18 protein-coding genes are annotated in these 20,231 nt (G+C 43.5%); 13 read left to right on the top strand and 5 right to left on the bottom strand.

What is annotated here, in order from left to right:
- The first annotated feature begins 683 nt into the window (after positions 1-683).
- Together MKY98_RS25075 and MKY98_RS25070 are read left to right on the top strand one after the other, a co-directional pair.
- Positions 684-857 (top strand): FDLD family class I lanthipeptide, encoded by a 174-nt coding sequence (locus MKY98_RS25075; RefSeq protein ID WP_155271705.1) that lies wholly within the window; start codon positions 684-686, stop codon positions 855-857.
- Positions 858-978: 121 nt separating this feature from the next.
- The gene (locus MKY98_RS25070) at positions 979-1,170 is read left to right on the top strand and encodes an ATP-binding cassette domain-containing protein (protein WP_029518683.1); all 192 of its coding nucleotides are present in this window, start codon (positions 979-981) and stop codon (positions 1,168-1,170) included.
- On the opposite strand, the gene MKY98_RS25065 is transcribed toward MKY98_RS25070, so the two are convergent.
- Both MKY98_RS25065 and MKY98_RS25060 read right to left on the bottom strand, forming a co-directional pair.
- Positions 1,167-1,610, bottom strand: coding sequence for an IS3 family transposase (locus MKY98_RS25065; RefSeq protein WP_141695474.1), 444 nt, complete (start codon positions 1,608-1,610; stop codon positions 1,167-1,169). The two genes, MKY98_RS25070 and MKY98_RS25065, sit on opposite strands and share 4 nt — an antisense overlap.
- Positions 1,559-1,786, bottom strand: coding sequence for a hypothetical protein (locus tag MKY98_RS25060; RefSeq protein WP_141695473.1), 228 nt, complete (start codon positions 1,784-1,786; stop codon positions 1,559-1,561). The genes MKY98_RS25065 and MKY98_RS25060 overlap by 52 nt, the downstream gene beginning before the upstream one ends.
- A gap of 591 nt (positions 1,787-2,377) precedes the next feature.
- On the opposite strand from MKY98_RS25060, the gene MKY98_RS25055 reads away from it, so the two are divergent.
- From MKY98_RS25055 to MKY98_RS25010, 10 genes are all read left to right on the top strand, one after another.
- Positions 2,378-2,551 (top strand): FDLD family class I lanthipeptide, encoded by a 174-nt coding sequence (locus MKY98_RS25055; RefSeq protein ID WP_193373363.1) that lies wholly within the window; start codon positions 2,378-2,380, stop codon positions 2,549-2,551.
- 174 nt (positions 2,552-2,725) lie between these two features.
- Entirely contained in the window at positions 2,726-3,454 is a 729-nt protein-coding gene (locus MKY98_RS25050) for an ABC transporter ATP-binding protein (protein WP_069010995.1), read from the top strand.
- Positions 3,451-4,245: an ABC transporter permease gene (locus MKY98_RS25045; RefSeq protein ID WP_029518679.1), complete on the top strand. Its 795-nt coding sequence runs from the start codon at positions 3,451-3,453 to the stop codon at positions 4,243-4,245. Before MKY98_RS25050 ends, MKY98_RS25045 begins: the two co-directional genes overlap by 4 nt.
- Positions 4,246-4,258: 13 nt before the next feature.
- Positions 4,259-5,026: an ABC transporter permease gene (locus MKY98_RS25040; protein WP_029518678.1), complete on the top strand. Its 768-nt coding sequence runs from the start codon at positions 4,259-4,261 to the stop codon at positions 5,024-5,026.
- Between the two features lie 31 nt (positions 5,027-5,057).
- The gene (locus MKY98_RS25035; RefSeq protein ID WP_029518677.1) at positions 5,058-8,237 is read left to right on the top strand and encodes a lantibiotic dehydratase; all 3,180 of its coding nucleotides are present in this window, start codon (positions 5,058-5,060) and stop codon (positions 8,235-8,237) included.
- Positions 8,237-10,120 carry an ABC transporter ATP-binding protein gene (locus tag MKY98_RS25030; protein ID WP_081317551.1) on the top strand — a complete coding sequence of 628 codons (1,884 nt, stop codon included), beginning with the start codon at positions 8,237-8,239 and terminating at the stop codon, positions 10,118-10,120. The genes MKY98_RS25035 and MKY98_RS25030 overlap by 1 nt, the downstream gene beginning before the upstream one ends.
- Positions 10,117-11,499 (top strand): lanthionine synthetase C family protein, encoded by a 1,383-nt coding sequence (locus tag MKY98_RS25025; RefSeq protein ID WP_069010994.1) that lies wholly within the window; start codon positions 10,117-10,119, stop codon positions 11,497-11,499. The genes MKY98_RS25030 and MKY98_RS25025 overlap by 4 nt, the downstream gene beginning before the upstream one ends.
- Positions 11,500-11,848: 349 nt before the next feature.
- The gene (locus tag MKY98_RS25020) at positions 11,849-13,081 is read left to right on the top strand and encodes an ABC transporter substrate-binding protein (RefSeq protein WP_069010993.1); all 1,233 of its coding nucleotides are present in this window, start codon (positions 11,849-11,851) and stop codon (positions 13,079-13,081) included.
- Between the two features lie 16 nt (positions 13,082-13,097).
- Positions 13,098-13,964: a carbohydrate ABC transporter permease gene (locus MKY98_RS25015; RefSeq protein WP_016822711.1), complete on the top strand. Its 867-nt coding sequence runs from the start codon at positions 13,098-13,100 to the stop codon at positions 13,962-13,964.
- Positions 13,964-14,788 (top strand): carbohydrate ABC transporter permease, encoded by an 825-nt coding sequence (locus MKY98_RS25010; RefSeq protein ID WP_029518673.1) that lies wholly within the window; start codon positions 13,964-13,966, stop codon positions 14,786-14,788. The genes MKY98_RS25015 and MKY98_RS25010 overlap by 1 nt, the downstream gene beginning before the upstream one ends.
- 108 nt (positions 14,789-14,896) lie before the next feature.
- Here the strand turns inward: MKY98_RS25010 and MKY98_RS25005 are convergent, their stop codons facing one another.
- From MKY98_RS25005 to MKY98_RS24995, 3 genes are all read right to left on the bottom strand, one after another.
- Complete coding sequence (locus tag MKY98_RS25005; protein WP_069010992.1) at positions 14,897-16,582, bottom strand: DUF4179 domain-containing protein; 1,686 nt, start codon at positions 16,580-16,582, stop codon at positions 14,897-14,899.
- Positions 16,542-17,102, bottom strand: coding sequence for an RNA polymerase sigma factor (locus tag MKY98_RS25000; protein ID WP_029518671.1), 561 nt, complete (start codon positions 17,100-17,102; stop codon positions 16,542-16,544). The genes MKY98_RS25005 and MKY98_RS25000 overlap by 41 nt, the downstream gene beginning before the upstream one ends.
- A gap of 257 nt (positions 17,103-17,359) precedes the next feature.
- Positions 17,360-18,367, bottom strand: a complete 1,008-nt coding sequence (locus MKY98_RS24995; RefSeq protein WP_069010991.1) for an acrylyl-CoA reductase family protein — start codon at positions 18,365-18,367, stop codon at positions 17,360-17,362.
- Positions 18,368-18,725: 358 nt separating this feature from the next.
- On the opposite strand from MKY98_RS24995, the gene MKY98_RS24990 reads away from it, so the two are divergent.
- Complete coding sequence (locus MKY98_RS24990; protein WP_029518669.1) at positions 18,726-20,135, top strand: MATE family efflux transporter; 1,410 nt, start codon at positions 18,726-18,728, stop codon at positions 20,133-20,135.
- The last annotated feature ends 96 nt before the right edge of the window (positions 20,136-20,231 follow it).

Below are 20,231 nucleotides of genomic sequence, written 5' to 3'. Positions count from 1 at the left end.
TTATAATGTCAACTAAGATCATACATAAGATTTTCCGCATTGTCATATATGGATATTCCTTGAGTAACGATCTGGTCAGGGTGTGGTTCTAAAACTTATTTGATCTGGATATTCAAGTGAATGAAATTTAAGGCTCATTTGAGCTTCAAGACCGCGACCGAGCGAGTACTCGGTATGAAATGATTTCGTCCATCAAGAAAGGATCCATCTACAATAGGTATTTATAATCCCTTACTAAACTTGCTTGTTGCCAGGTTGTAAAGCGGACTTCGCTATATCTTACTCCCAAAGTCGTTTTCGTGTACTTTTAGGACACGCATCAAAGTTGGATCAAGGCCTTTTATGCATCTTGAATATTGAAGTATATCTTCCAATCTTGAATTCATAAAAAATCAGTTACTAAATATGTTTTAAATAATACATAATTTAACTATACATATAATTATGTATTAGTATATATATTTCTTTTTACTCGATACAAGGAGTTTTGATTAGTCATTTGCAGGATTTTTTTCGGCATAATGCCTGAATAAAGTGTCTAACCATATAAAGAAGATGTCATATGAGGATGTTTCAATAGGTGACGATCTGTTGAGATATCTTTCATATAAATTAGCTTCCTAGATTACACAAAATTATTGTATTTATTATTAAAGATGAATATCGAGAGGAGTTTGGAAAAAATGGAAAATAATATTTTTGATTTGGATGTACAAATTAACAAGTCTAAAGGTTCAGTAGAACCTCAAGTAACAAGTTTGGCGTGGCAATGCACCGGAATGTGCGGCGGAACAGCCAACACTTGTGCTGAAACAGCAGGTGTAAAATGTTTTTCTAATATTGGAGCATTGTGTTGAACAGTGTAACCATGGAATTTGAACTCGAATCCTAATCGAATTAGGGTGAAAAATGGAAGGAAGGGGTCTTTTTAGTCCCATCCTTCCCCTCAATTATGATAGATTTGGAGGGAGAGAAAGAATGTCTAATGTTGTTATGGAGGTTCAGCAAATCACTAAAGTGATTGGGAAGCGTCAAGTAATTCACGATTCTTCCTTTCAGCTTGACAAAGGAAAGATATATGGTTTTATTGGTCCGAATGGAGTAGGGAAAACGACGTTGATGCGCATGATGACAGGGTTGATGCATCCTACAAGCGGGCATGAATGCTAGAGAAGTACAACATCTTTCCGCCAAACGGTAAATAGGTGATGTCCGTAACGAGCTTTTGCAGGGGCGCCTCTGCAAGGAATTGCCGCTTCAGCAGATTTTCTGCTGGATAAGCAGCCTGCAGGCTGCCCAGTGACCTTTCGTTTCTTCATTCTCACGCGGCACTGTAGCCCCTCACGCTGCATCATCCGCTGAACTCGTTTGTGATTCATTCTTTGCTCTGCCCGAAGGAGTGCGGTGATTTTCCGGTAACCATACCGAAACTTATGATGGATGCAAAGCTCTCGGATTTTCTCCACCGTAGCATCTGTGCGCTTTGTCTCCATAGTTGCTTTCCAGCGGTAGTAGGTCGCTCTTGCGATCCCGAGCCATGTACAAGCCTCAGACACCGTCACTTCGTCTCGAATGGATTCGATCCAGGCCACGGCGACTTCTGGTTCCACCTCTTTTCCAGTTCCTTGTACTTTTTTAGCAGGTCCAATTGCTGCTTCAGGAATCGATTCTCCGCTTTTACTTTTTCAAGCTCCGAAGAGTGTTCCGGACCTTTTCTGTAGCTGTATTGTTTACCTACAGGCTGCTCCAGACGATGCACTTCGCCTTTCGATACCACCTCATCCATGTTTCTAGCTGTGTCTTATTCCGTATTCCCAGTTGCTCCATAACCTCTCTTACCGGAACTCTTGCCAATCTCATTTCAATCGCTTTCATCTTTATTTCTAAGGGATAACTCACTCTCGTTGCCAACGTAAAAACACCTCCAAGGTTATCTCCATATCTTACGACATGGCTTGATTCTCTTGAAGGTATTTTGATGTGTCTCACGTTATGGGGTCAGTCCCCTTTTTTGTATGGTAAAGAGAATGAGAGAGTGGAAATAGAATAACCATATATTAAAATAAATTGGTATTAATGATTTTTTATTATGTATGTTTACATATAAAGTAATAGATTTACATTTTGCAACATATGATATTCTTTTATTTGTAAGGAAGATATAAATTATTATTAGATGAAGTGTTTGTTATCAACAAAGATCATACATACGGTTGTCTACGTGATATATGGCAATATTTCGAGTAGGTGACGATCTGGTCGGGGTGTTGTTCATATAAAATCCTTCTCTTCTATTGCGAGAAGGAAGGCTTTGGCGGGGTAAACATGAACCTCGCTGAAGGCTGATGGTATATCTAAATGAAAGGGGGGGAATGCAATGGCTGAAAACTTATTTGATCTGGACGTTCAAGTAAACAAATCTCAAGGTTCTGTAGAGCCTAAAATTAGAAGTATTTGGAATTGCTCTAGCGGCTGTGGTGGCGGTAATACATCCCAAACTTGTGTTGAGACATGTTCACCTTGCTTCAGTAATTTAGGAACACTTTGTTAATAAATTTTAGTTGTTTTGCAACTTGCAAAACCTTTATATTGGATAACTATTTAATTTAGCAAAGGAGGAGGGACCTTGAAGTCCCTTCTTCTTCTTTGAGAAAACCTTTGGTTTCCTGGTTGTGAATATCAGAGGCATCCTTATATTTGGATTTAGTAATGGAGGGAAAGTGTAATGTCGGATGTCTTATTGAAAGTTGAAAAAGTATCCAAAAAAATGGGGAAACGGACTTTATTAAGTGACATTTCCTTCAAGCTTGAAAAGGGGAAAATATATGGTTTCATTGGACCGAATGGAGCCGGGAAAACAACAATGATGCGGATCATGACGGGATTAATGCATTCAACCAGTGGCTCTGTAAGAATAGCTTCATATGACGTACAGGCGGATCGGGAAAAGGCGCTCTCCAAAGTAGGCGCTATCATTGAGTCCCCAGTCTTTTTTGATTATATGACGGGTAAACAGGTGCTGCGTAATTTGTCTCGGTTACATCCGAATATTAAATCTTCCGATCGGGAAAAGCATATAGAGGAATTGTTAGAAAGAGTAGGCCTGGATTTGCGTGGAGACGACAGGGTGAAAACTTATTCTTTGGGCATGAAGCAACGCTTGGGCATTGCCCAATCTATGCTGGGTAACCCGGAGCTACTGCTGCTCGATGAGCCTTCCAATGGTCTCGATCCTATGGGAATGAGGGAGTTGAGAGATATTATCCTTCGTTTGCGAAATTCAAAAAATTATGCATTTTTTATCTCCAGCCATCTGCTGGATGAGTTGCAGCAAATGTGTGACGAATTAATTGTGATTAAAGAAGGAACGCTAGTTTGGAAGGGACCCGCAGATCAATTGGTTGAGGAAGGTCAACGGCTGGAGGATGCTTTTATGGAGCTAATGGGATTATGAAGACACTCATTTACAGTGAGTTCGAGAGATTGTATAGCAGAAAATGGTTCTGGCTTCTGATTTTATGTACCCCTGTACTTGCTTATTCCACAGCCAGTTATTTTTTGTATCTCAAGACTTCGGTAGAAGTGTTGTCCAAAGTCTTTGTCATTATAGGCCTGCAAGAAAATTTGTTTTTAATATGCAATATTGCTGTAGCTGCATTAGTAGCGACTCTATATACGGAGCAATTCCGGGGTGGACAGTTGCGTCTAATCTTCATGCGGCGTTTTACTCGGGGACAGATTTTCTGGAGCAAGCTATTGGTTTTACAGGTCTCTGTTCTATTACTCTTACTTATATTGGGTCTGTCTCTTTGGGGTGTCGGAGTATGGCGATTTCCCTATTCTGAAGGCGAAACAAGGCAATATGGAGAGCTTATAATGTATGTATTTCAATATTATGCAAAGGCTTTTGTCTCACTTATGGCTATTGGCTGTCTGTATTCCTACATTGCCATGTGTAGCAAGAGTGTAACCCATGCAATTGGTATTTGTACGACCTATAATCTGTTCTCCTTGCTGTTCGATGGCTTATACCTTAAATTAGCATCTCTATTTTCTCATATTCCCTACATACATGATCTTATAGTCTTTTTATTTATTCCTTATATGCAGTATAGAGGATTGAAGACATCCTTATCCGGAAACCTGTCTGCAAATGGGGCGATTGCCACCGTTGTTATTTTATATCTAATCCTTTTTACATGGGGAGCATATCGTCGTTTTACCAAGGATGATTATTTGTATTAGGAGGATTTTTCTTATGCTAGGAATTTGGCGAAGTGAAATGGAACGAATATGGAATCGAAGATCTACTCTTTTATTATATACAATTTTTCTATTGATGGTTATTGCGAATATTGTCAGTCTTAAAATTAATGGAACAATGAAATTCCGCTTTGGCGAAGGGATTGCCACTGTTAATAATCTGAACTTGCCGTGGCTTATGATGAGTGAAATTTCCCTATTTCTGATCCTGGCATTGTTGCCTATTTTGTATGTGGATCAGTTAAGCGGGGATATTCACTCCGGGGCGTATCGTTTATATGTACTGCGTCCATACCGTCGCTTTCAATTTTGGCTTGGGAAACTGTTCGCATTATCGGTCACGACGATCGTTTTTACGGGTACAGCCTTGCTCATAGGCATACTGGCTGGTTGGACTATTTTTCCCCGTAGCTTAACCTTTTTTAAATACGGCTCAGCAGAGGCTTCCACCTCATTAGATGCTATGTCATATACACTTGTGTTTTATTTGGTATTAACGTTGGTTTGCCTGGCAAAGCTCATGCTAAGTAGTGCAGTGTGTTTGTTCATATCCAGACCTTTATTCTCGTTTATTTCTATTTTATTTATATCTATGTTTATCTACCCATTTTACAAGCCACTTGTGATGTTAATAGATCCTTTCCAGCAAATTATGCTTGCTTTAAGAGTGGATGGTTCCACCAGATTCTGGATGTGTCTAATCGTGATTATATTGATTTGTTCGACTATTAGCTTTGTTCGTTGGCAAAAGAAAACAATTTAAACGTTTGGCTTAGAACGGAGGTTTAATGGGAATGGAAGAGCATCTTTATAAAACCCTGGATTTTTTTATGCTTCGTACTCCTGTGCTACCTATGGAAGAGTTCGGAAAATGCTTTCTAACCAATGTCGGAGAGACTGAAGGAATCAGACGAGTTGCAATAAATCGTCTTACGGAATTATCTCGTAATCCTTTTATTCGTGAAGCGTTAGCTGCCTCCAGCCCTACTCTGCTTGAATCTTTAGTACATATCAGCGATCAGGACAATCCGCGCAAACAGGAACAAGTTATCAAATCCTTTATGCGTTATATCACTAGAATGGCTACACGACCTACGCCGTTCGGATTGTTATCTGGAGTCACATACGGGAAATTCGGAGAGCAGTCTCAGCTCATTTTACAAGAGCCAGATATGTATCGAAAGCGTGCAAGACCGGACATGGAATGGCTAATGAAAGCCGTTGAAATGGTCACAAGCAGTAAGGAGGTTGTCCGCCAGCTGCGGGTTCAGCGTAATACATTAATTTATCGTCAGGGTAACCGGGCTAAAATCCCCTACACGACAAGATGCGGCAGTATAGTCGGTGGAGAAGATCAGAGTGTGTCCGTTCGTGCGACTCAGGTATTTGATTGTGTGATGGAAGCAAGTTCGACCCTCATACCTTATCAGGAACTGGTCAACCATCTACATAAGACATTTGAAAGAGCTGATATAGAGACAATTGACCGTTATGTATGGCAGCTATTTGAGCAAGAGTTTTTGATATCTGAGCTTATTCCTCCTACCACTACTACCGAACCGCTGGACCATATACGATCCGTCTTGAAATTAGTAACGGGTATTGATGAGTTAAAAGAGAATTTTAATAACATCGCGGATACTATTAATAAATATAATCGTCTCCCTATAGGCCAAGGGGAAGATTCGTTGGAGCATTTAAGACGAAAGATGGGCAAAATGTTCAGTGCAAAATCAAGCTTGCAAATCGACCTTTCCCTGGAGGATCGAGGAGTTGTTCTTCCCCAATGTATCCGTAAGGATGTTGAATGTGTTGCCGAATTACTAACTAAGCTTTCGTCGCGAGAGAATAGACCTTTGGATGAATTTTGTGTGGAATTTTTGGAGAAGTATGGTCCATATCGGGAGGTCCCTTTGCTGGAGCTTCTTGATGAGGATACAGGGATGGGTGCTCCGGCAGGCTACAAACATCCATTGAGTAACCGAACACGGCTTCAAAACATGTCACCGTCCCAGTCGAGATCACATCAGGAGAAGCTTTTATTTCAATGGTTCGTATCTTGCATCCATGAAGGAAAACATGAAGTGGTACTTACAGATGCCATGATAGACGCAATGTTAAAAGGGCAGAAATCAGGCAAATGGTTGGCAGCACCTTCTATGGAATTGTTTTTTCAGTTGGTCGCCCCTGATCAGCAGGCTGTAGATCGCGGTGAGTATATTTTACTTCTGGCACCTAATCAGGGGTCAGACGGGGCGGGAAAGACGTTCGGGAGATTTCTGGATTTGTTTGACGAGCCTTTTACTGATATGTTCTCCAGCATTCAATCGGAAGAGCAACGGTTACAGCCTGAAAAGCTGTTAGCCGGAATATCGTATTTACCCAGTTCGGGAAGATCGGCAAATGTAGTATTAACGAAGCATACTCGCCCCTATGAAATCGCAATAGGAACCAATCATACCCTGCCAAAGGAACAGCAGATACATGTTTCGGACCTTGCTGTTGGGGTACGTAATGATCATTTTTATTTGAAGTCGATAAGTCGCAATCGTGAGGTCATTGCTAGGGCTGGACATATGCTCAATGCTGAATTGACTCCTAACATACATCGTTTTCTTTTGGAGGTCAGTGAGGATGGTTATCGCCATTGGTCATCTATGGAGTGGGGATTCGCCACCCATGCCCCTTTTACCCCACGTCTAAGATATAAGCATGTCATTCTCAATCCGGCTACATGGAGAATGACATGGGATGCGGCAACTAGCCTATCCAAGGATATGATTGATTTGGAGAATTTAGTGTGTCAGTTCCAAAAAGAATGGAATCTACCACGTTATGTATATATGATTGAATTAGATAATCGAATTCTGTTGGATATGAATCATCCCTTGCATGTTGAACAGGTTTGTAGAGATCTTCAATCCAAAGGAAAAGTTACTTTAATCGAACACATAGGTGAAGTCGGAGAAACGCCAGTCTCTCGTCACAGTGGACGCTTGGCGGCTGAATTTGTATTTCCATGTATACGTAAACAGGCTGTAGCAACGAACCATTTTGAGGAGGAAGTTGCTGCGACACTAGATAGAAGGCATGAGGATACAAGTTGTCTTTCCTCAGAGGCAACCTGTACCTATCTTCCTGGTGGTCCTTGGTTCTATGCCAAATTATATGGTATGAACAGTCGCCAAGATGAGTTTATTGGTGGTTATTGGGATGAATTTGTGCGGAAGCATCAAGAGGACGGTAACATCCTTCAGGGGTACTTTATCCGATACGCTGATCCAGATAAACATATTCGTGTCCGGTTTAAGCTACCGGAGTTTCTGGAGGGAAACTTGTTTCTTCCCGTGTTTCATCAATGGACAGAGATGCTTTTAAATGAAGGCATGATATCCAGAGTTGTGATCGATACCTATGAGCCAGAAGTAGAGCGTTACGGTGGAAAGAAGCTCATGATGTGGGCAGAACGAATGTTTTCTTGTGACAGTGAAGTGACAGCCAAATTGGTACGTCTCATTAGATTCAACCAGACTTCTTTACAGAAGGACGTTATAGCTATTTTAAGCGTGATCAATCTTCTCTACCAGTTTGGTTACTATAAGGAAGATGCGTTTCAATTCTTAAATCGTCAATTTGATCTCAAAGACTATTTGAAAGACTTTCGCAAGGAACGGAAGTTCTTTTTACAATGGATGGCATCAGATCAGGAAATGACAGCTTCGACTGCATCCAGTCGCGAATCCATAGAAAATATTTTTTATGCAAGAAAAGAAGCAGTAGAGCAATATAATTATATACTCCATGAGCAGGAACGGGAGGGGGGAGCTACCAATACAAGAGAGGATATTATATACAGTGTGATCCATATGCATTTGAACCGATTAATTGGAATTGACAGGGATCGGGAGCGCAAAATAATGATCATGGCCAGACATGCTATGAACAGCCTGGTTCAATATCGGGGGAACCGCTAATGAGTAGCGTACAAAAAAGTACAGATCGGCGGACTTCTTCCATATGGAAGTCTGTACGTCAAGGGCTTAAGCTTTTTGCCTTAGTATTTAACATGAATAAGGTCTATATGCTTTCTAGCATTTTTTTGCATATCATTCAAGGTGTGATGCCCGTACTTACTTTGGTTATCATGCAAAATTTACTTAATAGTATTGTTTCTTCTAGTCCTCATGATATCTCTATAATTATGCTACAATTTGGTCTCTTTATATTTATTCACGTTTTAAAAAGTCTAGTTACGATGAGTCAGAGTTATGTAGAGGGCGTCCTTGAATCTGTGCTGTCCAAGTCATTAAATATCATGATTGGAGAAAAATCAGGCTACTTGGGACTGGCGGATTATGAAAATTCTCAAATCAACGACCAGCTAAAGCGGGCTTCCCAAGAAGCTTCCTATCGACCTTACCAATTATATACACAAATGGCTGGTATTTTATCTAGTCTAGTTACCATGCTGTCTTCGGCAGTTTTACTTTTCTTATGGAAATGGTGGGTTGTGGTTATTCTATTTGTGATTTCACTGGTGTCGGTTTACTCGATTTTTAAGTTAAACAAAGAACAGTTTGAAATCTATATGAATCGTACCCCGTTATATCGACAGTCATGGTATATGACCTATTTGCTTACAAATGATCGTGCGGTCAAAGAAGTGAAGATTTTTAATTTGGGTCCTTATTTACTAAAAAGATATGAGAATTTACTGCAAAGATTTTTTGTAGAAGACAGGCGTATATTGGGCAAAAGAGTTAGAATTACTTTCCTGTACAGTTTGCTTGAACTTTCTGTTCTGTTATGGATAGTGTGGATGGCAATCCAGGAAACCTTTGTGAAAAAAATATTAATAGGGAACTTATATGGCTACATTCAAGCGATTATGCTGACCCAAAGTCAAATGCAGGCACTAATCCAAGGTATTGTTCAATTTTCACAAAATAATTTGTATATGGAGCAGTTATTTGTATTTTTACAGTTGCCTACATCGGACCCCATTCGGCGTCAAAAGGAACAGGCACTTCTGGATCACCCAAAGAGCAGCACCGGATTTTGTATTGAACAAATTTCAATTGAAGGGGTTTCCTTTACATACCCGGGTCAATCGAAGGCTTCTATTCAGGACATGCATTTAACAATGACTAAAGGACAGACGATAGCCATTGTAGGGAAAAATGGATCAGGAAAATCGACGCTTATGAAAATCCTGATGCAGCTTTATTCTGATTATAATGGCGTCATTAAAATTAACGACCGTCCCGTTCAGGATTATGATCTGCAGCAGGTTCAAGACAAAATTGGAGTCGTGTTTCAAGATTTCATGCATTATGAAATGTCAGCACGTCATAACATTGGGTTTGGATCATTAGGGCGTATGGAGCAGGATGAGGAGCTCATCCATGCAGCCCAGTGCGTAGCTATAGACCAGATTATAGCCAAACTTCCACAAGGTTTGGACACACAGCTTGGTAAATGGTTTGAGGATGGCTACCAACTCTCAGGAGGCCAATGGCAGCGAATAGCAATCGCACGGGCTTTCCTGCGTAAAGCGGATGTGTATATTTTGGATGAGCCAAGTTCCTTCTTGGATCCTGTGGCAGAACAGGATTTGTTGGTATTATTTTTGGAGTTGATGAAGGATAGCATTGGTATTTTTATTACTCATCGGATTTCATCAGCACGTCTGGCACATAAAATTGTGGTAATGGACAATGGTTTAATTGTGGAGCAGGGAACACATAAGGAGCTGATGTTACTCAATGGGCTATACGCAGAGATGTACAACATTCAGGCCAGCTCATTCGATGAAGAAGCTTCCTTAATTGAAAGCGGAGGGAGGGTGCTAGGATGACGACGACTTCATATATTTGTGATAAATGGATACCCATTAATTTGGATATGAAGGATAAAGCAACTGTAATCTTACAAGAGATTTCCAATCGTTACAAAGACCCCGATCAAGTGCGTATGTATATGAAAAAAACGCCCCCGATAGAGGCTGATGGGATGAAGATGGACCGTTGGTCAGATGGAAGTTTGGGAAGTGGGTTCACGGGCATCTGTTTGTTAATGGGTCAGTTGGATCGACTATACCCTGAGGATGGTTGGGATATTGTAGGACACCAATATTTAGAGCGAATTCGTATGATCGTGGAGCAAAAGGGTGTCCATGACTTATCCCTGTATAGTGGATTATCAGGTATTTTGCTGGCTATTTACTCTTTATCCAGGAAGGGCACACGTTATCAAGGAATGCTTGATTCCCTTGCCTCCTGGTTCGAAGAGGCTGCTTTACATAGCTTGGCCCTATGTCGGGAGGAATGGGGAAGAGGACAATTACAAATGAGCCAGTATGACGCCATATCAGGCTTTACAGGGATCGGACGCATCGCCATGTTATTTTCTGACCGCCCGACTATGCATACCATATGGAACCAGACGATTGAATTGTTTCAGATAATGTGCAGCGACCGTACTTGGAATGGACATCCTGTACCTGGATGGTATATTACCACGGAGAATCAATTTCAAGAGAATGAAAAGAAACAATATCCGCAGGGAAATTTTAATTTAGGGCTTTCGCATGGTATCGCGGGTCCATTAGCTTTTCTGAGCCTGTCTGCTCTTAATGGAGCCGACTCCCTCCCTTTAGTGGGCGATATCAACAGACTGTCACAATTTATACATCATTGGCGTGTTCAGGATACTGAGGGCGTGATTTGGCCTGGGCGTGTTTCCCTTGAGGAATGGGTGGATAACCGTCTGCAGCCTGAAAGCACGCAGTATTATCGTGATTCCTGGTGTTATGGCGTACCAGGCATTGCACGTTCGATCTGGCTGGCGGGACAAGCTCTTCAAAATAAAGATTGGATCGAAACGGGACTACGTGCATACTTGGATATAGAAAAAAGGCTCTATCGTAAAGGAGGACTATCTTCTGCGACATTGTGTCATGGTATTGGGGGATTGTTGCATCTGATCCAGCGTATGTATTCAGATACGGGCCATGAGCAGTTAGGTATGATGCGAGACAGGCTACTAGAAGAAGTGCTGGATATGTTCGATACTAATTCGGCGTTTGGCTTTTATGATCATAGCCTATTGGATGGGAGGCTAGCAGAAGTAGATGAGGCTGGCTTTCTGAATGGAAGTGCTGGAGTTGCCTTGGTGTTGGCTTCATTGATAGGAAATGAAAATCCGGATTGGGACGCTGCTCTTCTAATTCGCTAAGATATGTCATGTTATTCCCTAACCTGAACATAATAAAAGTAAGAAAAGATCCAATCGACCGTTTGAAGGCCGGTTGGATCTTTTTTAACATACTAATTCCTCCTGAGACTCAAGGTATTTTCATTAGCATCCTTCAAGCTGGTTCCGCTTACATGGAATCCCAAGGCAGTATATGTTGTACTCCCATTCAATAACCCAATACCTGAACAAAACAGAAAAACAACAGCGTAGATGAGTACCCTTTTACTATATAACCGCCAAACACGGTGTATCGTTTCTTTTCCATAAGGGACGGGTATTAATTGTTTAGTCCTGCATAGATTGACATAGGGGAAAAGGAGGTATGAGCATGTGGAGTTGGGCCAAAAAGCTGTCTACACTGGCGGCGATCCTTTTGTTGGCTGTTTTTGTGAGCGCATGCAACAAGGGCGATGATTCAGGTAAGGTGAAAATTGAATTCTTTCAAAACAAGCCGGAGGCCAAGGGTTCATTCGATAAGCTAATCTCTCAATTCAATCAGGAACATCCCGGTATTGAAGTGACACAGGTCAACCCGCCAGAGGCAGAGACCGTGTTATTGACACGGGTTGTCAAAAACGATGTACCTGACATTGTGGGGCTTGGGGCTACCGATACCTACTCCATTTTGGCGCAGAGCGGTATTTTTACGGATCTGGCGAATACAGAATTGCCACGTACGGTGGACCCGATTTACCTCAAGATGCTTAAGGATGTGACCGGGGTCGATCCCGTGTATGGAATTCCTTATGCTGCGAATGCGAATGGTGTGATGTATAACAAAACGCTTTTTAAAGAAATGGGATTACAGGTGCCCAAAACATGGGATGAGCTGATTGCAACAGCGCAAAAGATCAAGGCTGCTGGCAAAATTCCTTTCTATTTTACATATAAAGATGATTGGCAAACGAACCTCCCTTTTAATGCACTGGGTCCGAATCTGGTGGGCATTGATTTTTTCCTGCAACGGCGTGAGAATCAGGTCACCTTTCAGGGCAAGTACCGCGAGATTGCGGAAAAGCAGCTGGAGCTACTGAAATACGGACATAGTGATAATTTTGGCAAAAACTATGCTGACGGTAATCGTGCTTTCGCTAACGGACAGGGACTGATGTACATTCAGGGCTCGTGGGCTATATCTGAAATTCGCAAAGCTAACCCGAAAGTGGAACTCGGATTTTTCCCGTTACCCACAGGGAATGACGCAAAGGCGGTCAAGCTGGTGTCTGGTATAGATACGCTATTGGCCGTTTCGGAAGGCACGCCGCATAAAAAGGAGGCGGAGGAGTTCCTTGCCTTCTTATTAAAACCGGAGAACAGCAAGCAATACATTACGGAACAAACGTTGTTTTCAGCGGTGAAGGGAGTCACGCAGGATGATCCGAGTGTGGCAGAGCTGCTGCCGTATTTTAAATCAGGCCGTGTCATTGATTTTGCCGATCATTATATTCCCAAAGCGGTCCAATTGAATTCTATTGTGCAGGCTTTCCTGCAAAACGGAGACATCGATGCCTATCTAGCCAAGCTCGACCGGGAGTGGAATAAGGTAGCTAACCGCCGATAAGAGAGGAGGAGGAGACATGAATAAGCGACTAACGACTTTTTACTGGATGACGGTGCCGGCGGTGCTATTGTTTTTTGTATTTTTGACCCTGCCTGCTTTGCAGGGATTTTATTATTCACTCACGAACTGGAACGGCTTTGGTCATCAGTACCACTTTGTCGGGTTTAAGAACTATATTAATTTGTTTCAAGACGACAATGTGGGCAATGCTTACTGGTTTACTTTCAAATTTGCGATTGTGGTTACCATTGCGATTAATATTCTCAGCTTGCTGATTGCCATGGGGCTGAACGCTAAAATACGTTTCCGTAATTTCTTTCGCGGGATTTATTTCTTACCTAATATTTTGAGCGTGTTGATCGTAGGTTACATATTCAATTACCTGTTCTCGAATGTATTTACGATCTGGGGACAGAACTTAGGCATCAGTTCATTATCGACAAACATCTTAGGCAGTGAGCAGTTGGCTTGGGTAGGAGTGGTCATCGTAGCCGTATGGCAGGGGATTGCCTTTAATACGATTCTCTATCTGGCTGGGCTGCAAACCATTCCGACAAGTCTGTATGAGGCGTCCAATTTGGACGGTGCGGGTAAATGGCGCGAATTCTGGAGCATTACCTTTCCATTAATTGCACCGTTTTTTACGATCAATATGGTATTGGCGATGAAAAATTCCCTGATGGTGTTCGATCAGATCGTGGCTTTGACGAATGGTGGGCCGGGACGGGCCACGCAGTCGATATCCCACCTGATATACACCGGGGGCTTTAGAGGTGGAGAATTCGCTTATCAGTCGGCTAACTCTGTTATTTACTTTATTGTGATTGCGATCATTTCCATCTTACAGCTTCGATTCCTCCAGAGAAGGGAGATGGATAACTGATGAAAACTAGTAGACGTACGAACTGGCCTGTGCTGCTTCTGGTAGCATTGGGGACAATATTCATTCTGTTTCCCCTCTATATGACGGTGACGATAGCCCTTAAAAATCCCGAGCAGATGGCACATTCTGCCTTTGCCTTTCCGACCGAACTGCATTGGGAAAATTTTAGTCGTGCAGTGGAAATGACCAATTTCTTCAGCGCTTTTCGGAACAGTGTGATGGTCACGACATCGACGGTTATACTCACTTTGCTAACCAATTCGATGGTTGCTTATGCCATTGCTCGTAATATGCAGCGGCGTTTCTTCAAGGGGTTATATTTTTATTTTGTGAGTGCCATGTTCATTCCGTTCCCCATCATCATGTTGCCGATTGTAAAACTGGCCTCGGGCCTTCATATGACTAATCTGTTGGGTCTCATTATGCTGCATACGGTGTATGGTTTGGCGTTTAATGTCTTCGTGTATGTCGGTTATATTCGCTCCATTCCGGTAGCGTTGGAAGAGGCAGCCACGGTAGATGGTGCGACGACATGGGGCACTTTTTGGCGCATTATATTCCCGCTGATGGCGCCGATTAGTGCTACGGTGGGGATTCTCACTTGTCTGTCCACATATAATGACTTTTTGCTGCCGCTCATTATTATCAGCGATGCGGAGCAATATACACTGCCGCTCGTACAGTATGTGTTCCAAGGACAGTTCAACACAGACTTCAATCTGGCTTTTGCCTCGTACCTGATGGCTTTGCTGCCGATGATTATCGTCTATCTGATTGCACAAAAATGGATTATCAATGGCGTTACGCAAGGTTCTGTGAAGTAGGGCAGGAGCCAATCGTTTTAGGCAGACCGTGCCTTACCAGGAAAATAAAAAGGGGCTCCCTATACCACGGTTCACACAGGTATAGAGGACCCTCTTTTTATAGCATTACTATTTAGATGCTTCGCTGTTGCTTGTCAGAGGCTGCAAGGATACGGTTGTCTCTGCTTCCGGGTCGTCCGTTGTATAGTAGAACATATAGATAGAAGCTTCCTTCCCTTTGAAGTTCTTGTAGACATCCACTGCCTTGTTATTGCCGTCTCCGGCAAAATTGGCTGTGATCGGCTTGCCAATGATCCGTTCTTTACCCAGGCTAATATGCGTCTGGTTAATCCCTCCAAAGTGAGCGTCCTCGCTTTCGGTTTCTACGAATAAGTCTGATTCCTGTTTGTAGTAAGTCCACTTCACAGGATAGCCACCGATTTGCGTCGTTAGTGTCTGCTTCTGGTCAGATATATCAGTTAAAAGCTGTGGTGTTTTGTCATCCGAATGGATCGTGACTTTATATTTGCCTGTAAAAGTAATAGGAGTGTCCTTGGTAATCACAAGATGGGACGGTCGTTCAAAACGGATCGTATTCAGATCGTGCTCCTGATCAGGTGAAGACCAACGGTTACCCTCTAACGTTGTGCCGTTCACAGAAAGAAAGTACTTTTGATAAGGTAACATGGCGAATTTCTCCTTGCTTCTGATCGTGACACGGATTTGTGTAGGTGTGACAATCATTTGTTCTAGCAAAACATTCCGATTGTCTTTTTCCAATGGGGTATTCAGCACGCTTTTAATCGTCCCGCTTTCCATCTTCTTCTTGCTTAGCTGCAGGTCGAATTTTATGGGTTCATGTATACTTTTCTCAGTTTGCGCATATTGCAGTTTGAAAGCAGTCTGTCCTTCCGGTATATCTGCTTTAGAAAAATACTGCTGGGCTGTATACTCCCCGTTATCTCCGGGTTTGCCAAAAGTCCCCCCAGGCTGCGACATCACGGGCTCACCGCCTTGGTAAGCAACGATTTGTGGATTGTCCCATTTCTTGGGTATGGAGGAATCGAAGGTGATTGCCGAGGACAGCATCAGCTTATCCTTCCCTTGTTGAAATACCTGTACCTTCATATCTTGTAAGCCGTTACGATCCAGCTTGAATGTCTGCATCTGAGGCGATGTGACATCGAGCGGCAATTCCAGTTCCTGAACGCTGGTGAGCTCTATATGATCTACGGTCAGCCGCATGTTCTCTGTTTCTTGCTGCGGTGTCCAGTCACTTTCAAAGTATCCGTTGTACCGTTGATTTTTCGGGTCCCATTGCTGAAAGTTATATTCCCCTGCACTGCTTTCCCCCGCAGCACCTTTTAGCGATACGCCTTTGACATTCCAAAACTCGTTCTCTGCCCGTTTTCCGACCTCCAAGCTGTACAGAATCACGGTCCGGTTCTCATCGACAATAGCGGTATGCAGCGTCAGCTTCACTCCGTCTCTGGTTACGGATTGCTCCAAGGGCTGTCCAAGGTCTTGATTTAGTGCCGTCTGAATGCCGCTTCTTCCGTGCAGCAGATTGCCCCAATTATAATGGATGGCGGCATAGACGGGAACGGCAACGAGAAGCGCACTCAGAGAGGCGGCGATAGCTATTTTGCGCCAATTTCTATGTCGGTGCGGAGTGAATGAATCGAAAGTGTCGGTTAGCGTAGGGGCAGTATGCCCTGTCTGTTCCATCCGGTTCCACATCTCATCGAAGTCAGGATAGGCCATTTCCGAATCATTATTTAACTTGCGCTTCAATGCCTTTTCTACGTTGTTCATAGTTCTCTCCTTCCATCTCGGGAATTTCTACACCTGCATCCCGCAGTATTTGCTCCAATAACTTTAGCCCTTTATGAGTCCTCGATTTGACGGTTCCCAGCGGAATTTCCAGCAGTTTTGATATTTCTGCCAGTGTGAAATCATGCATATAGCGGAGGGTCAGCACAGCGCGGATTTTGGCTGGAAGGCGATTCATATAAACGATCCATTCTTCTGTCGATTCGCGTTCTTCCACCAGCTTGTCTACAGGCTTACCTTCCGCCCCGCTAAATAAATAGGGATTAGCCGATACTTTCAAATGCAGGCTTTTCCGGCGTTTAAGGTAATTCAGACAATGATTGACCGTAATTTTCATAATCCAGGCTTTTAGTTGTTCGATCTGTTCACGATTGCTGCGAAACAGGGTGATAAACACTTCCTGCGTTAAATCCTCTGCATCCGATGCGTTATGTACCATGTAGTAGCAGGTTCGGTATACATCTCGTTGATACAAATCAAACAACTCTCGATTACTCTCCAATGATGTGCTCTCCTTTCTTGTGCAGTTTATCTATATAACAACTGAGGCCCTCATAAGGTTCATTTGGTTGCGAAAAGTAAACCGTCTGATTCGATATATTTTGTTTTTCTTCAAATGTATCACACGAAAAAAGAAGCCTGTAAATCTCAAAAGTTCAGATTTACAAGCTTCTTATGTTTTGCAAAGCTAGACCCTACGGAATGAATATTTCCTCACGCAAAACCAGGTTAACAGATAGATTGCCGATATCTTTCTGCTTAGTCAGCCAGTCGTACAAGCGTTCTTCCTTGCGAGCGGGCTGCAAGGATGTCTTCGAGCGCGCTGGGCAGGTCGGCCAATCCGACTTCGCGCTCAACGAGCTGCTCTAGCTGTTCCGGCTTCCATTCGCTGCCAAGTCGCTTCCAGATCGCTACACGGGTGTCGTATGGGCAGAAGACAGAGTCTATGCCCAGCAGACTTACGCCGCGCAAAATAAACGGCAGCACCGTCGTAGGCAGCTTGGTTCCTGCCGTCAGGCCGCTCACGGCAACGGAGCCGTTGTAGGCGATCTGGCTGAGCAGCGAAGCGAGCGGCTTTCCCCCTACAGGATCAACAGCCGCTTGCCAAAGCTGCTTGCTCAGCGGGCGGATGCTCTCCGCGCCGTCGTAGACCTCCTCGCGAGAAATAACCTCGGCTGCTCCGAGCGCCTTGAGGTAATCATGCGCATCGGCCTTGCCACTGCTGGCTACGACATGATAGCCTCTCTTGTTCAGCAAGGCAATAGCTGCCCCGCCTACGCCGCCCGTCGCTCCGGTGACAAGTACCTTCCCCTGCTCCGGAGTAACGCCGTTTTGCTCCAGCCGATATAACGACAGGGCCGCGGTGAATCCGGCTGTCCCGAAAATCATCGCCTCTCTCGGCGTGAGTCCGTCTGGAAGTGGAACCACCCAGTCCACAGGCACGCGTGCATATTGGCTGAATCCTCCGAATTGAGACACACCCAGCCCGTATCCGGAAACGAGCACCGCTTGTCCTTCGCTAAAGCGGCTATCCTCCGAAGAGACGACGGTTCCCGAGCAATCTATGCCTGGTACGAACGGATAGGATTTGACGATATTGCCATCCTTGCGGGCAGCAAGCCCATCTTTATAGTTGATGCTGGAATAAGCGACACGAATCAATACTTCTCCAGCAGGTAAACTGCTAGCTTCCAGAGAACGCACCTCTGCTTGAACTTCACCGTCCTGCGTCTGATCGACGACAAGGGCTTGAAATGATTGAGTCATCTGTAAAAGCCTCCTTTATTACCTTTTAACCCTATGAATGTCCTATATATTCCCTCTTTAATTCGTGAATTATGCTTAGGAAGCGTACAACAATTTTCACAACCTGTCAGCGGCAATGCTCACAGGCTCGTATTCTATTATACTCTTTAGCTCATAATTGCGTCGATAAGCCCAGATTTGCCGGTATATTCTTGTAATATCCTGTTTCAATAAAGTTCGATAATCAATTATAAAGAAGGTGATAAATGAATTCTTACACATTTTGCAAACCATTTTACGTAAACGGGATGTATTTTCAGAATGACTATGCTAACATACCTTTTGATCGTTAAATAAATCTATGAAGAAAGGTGAATGAATGACAACCAGAGCACTAAAAAATGGTTCGGTATTGTCCGAAGCCAAGGAACTGAATTTGTTCCGTTTGACATGGCCTATTTTCCTTGAATTATTCCTGTTTATGTTAATGGGAAGCGTCGATACATTCATGCTCAGCTCTGTATCTGATAATGCAGTGTCGGGTGTGGGCGCGTCCAATCAAATTATTTCAATCGCTATCCTTGTACTGGAGGTTATCGGCAACGGCGCTGCTATCGTCGTAGCTCAATATATCGGTTCTAAGAAACTAGTCGAAGCGGCCCAGGTTACAGGTACGGCCATTACGTTGAATTTGATGGTAGGTCTTTTGCTAAGCGTAATTTTTCTTGTGTTTGGTACGCATATGTTGCAATGGTTGAATGTCCAGGGGGACATTCTTACGTATGCGGAATCCTATATGAGCATCGTCGGGGGGGCTATTTTCCTTCAGGCATTGATTAACGCGCTGGCGGCGACCATTCGTACGCACGGTTTTACCAAAGAAACGATGTATGTATCGGTTTTTATGAACGTGATCCACGTGGTCGGCAACTATGTTTTGATTTTGGGGCATTGGGGAATGCCAGCACTCGGTGTAGAAGGTGCTGCTATTTCTACAGTAGGTAGCCGCTTTATTTGTCTCTTGATCTTCTTCTGGCTGATGTACCGGGTCACTGAGGTTCGTGTCGAGTGGAAATATTACGTTCACTTGTCCAAAAAGTTTATCTCTAAAATATTGCGTATTGGTGTACCATCCGCGCTGGAGTCTATCATGTATCAGTCGTGTCAGCTCATATTCACACTGTATGTGACCTATCTGGGCGCAGAAGCGATGGCGACACGTCAATATGCCAATAATATTTCGAGCTATATTTATTTGTTCAGTATGGCCGTCGGTATGGGAACGGCTATCGTAGTGGGAAGGCTCGTGGGAGCCAGAGAGAAGGATACGGCTTATAAACGTGTATTGAACAGTGTGAAATGGGCGCTACTCGTGACTGTGATTATTGATGCGGTGGTTATCTTTTTCCGTGTACCTTTGCTCGGTTTATTTACAGAGAACCCTGAAATCATTCGTTTGGGAGCGCAAGTCATTTTACTTAGCATTCTGCTAGAAACTGGCCGGACGACGAATATCGTCATTATTAACTCGTTGCGTGCTGCTGGAGATGCCAAGTTCCCGGTTTTTATGGGACTAATCTCTATGGTCTGTATGAGCTTGCCGCTGGGTTATCTGCTGGTGTTCAAGCTGGATATGGGGCTCGCCGGTGTGTGGCTGGCGATTGCTGCTGATGAATGGACTCGTGCTGTCATCATGTATGCCCGCTGGAAAAGCCGGTTATGGGAAAAGCATGCGCTGATCGAGCACGATACACCAGATCAGTCTGCAACGCCTGTTCCAGCACACTGATCCGAGTAGTATTTAGGGCCAACTGGAACCTAGCTTTTCGATAGAGTTGTATACGTGGAGGCAGTTCAAGAGAACATCTTGAACTGCCTCTTTTGC

Origin of the sequence: Paenibacillus sp. FSL M8-0228, from assembly GCF_038007385.1 — a bacterium.
Classification (GTDB): Bacteria; Bacillota; Bacilli; order Paenibacillales; family Paenibacillaceae; genus Paenibacillus; species Paenibacillus polymyxa_D.
This window is presented reverse-complemented; position numbering and strand designations above follow the sequence as displayed.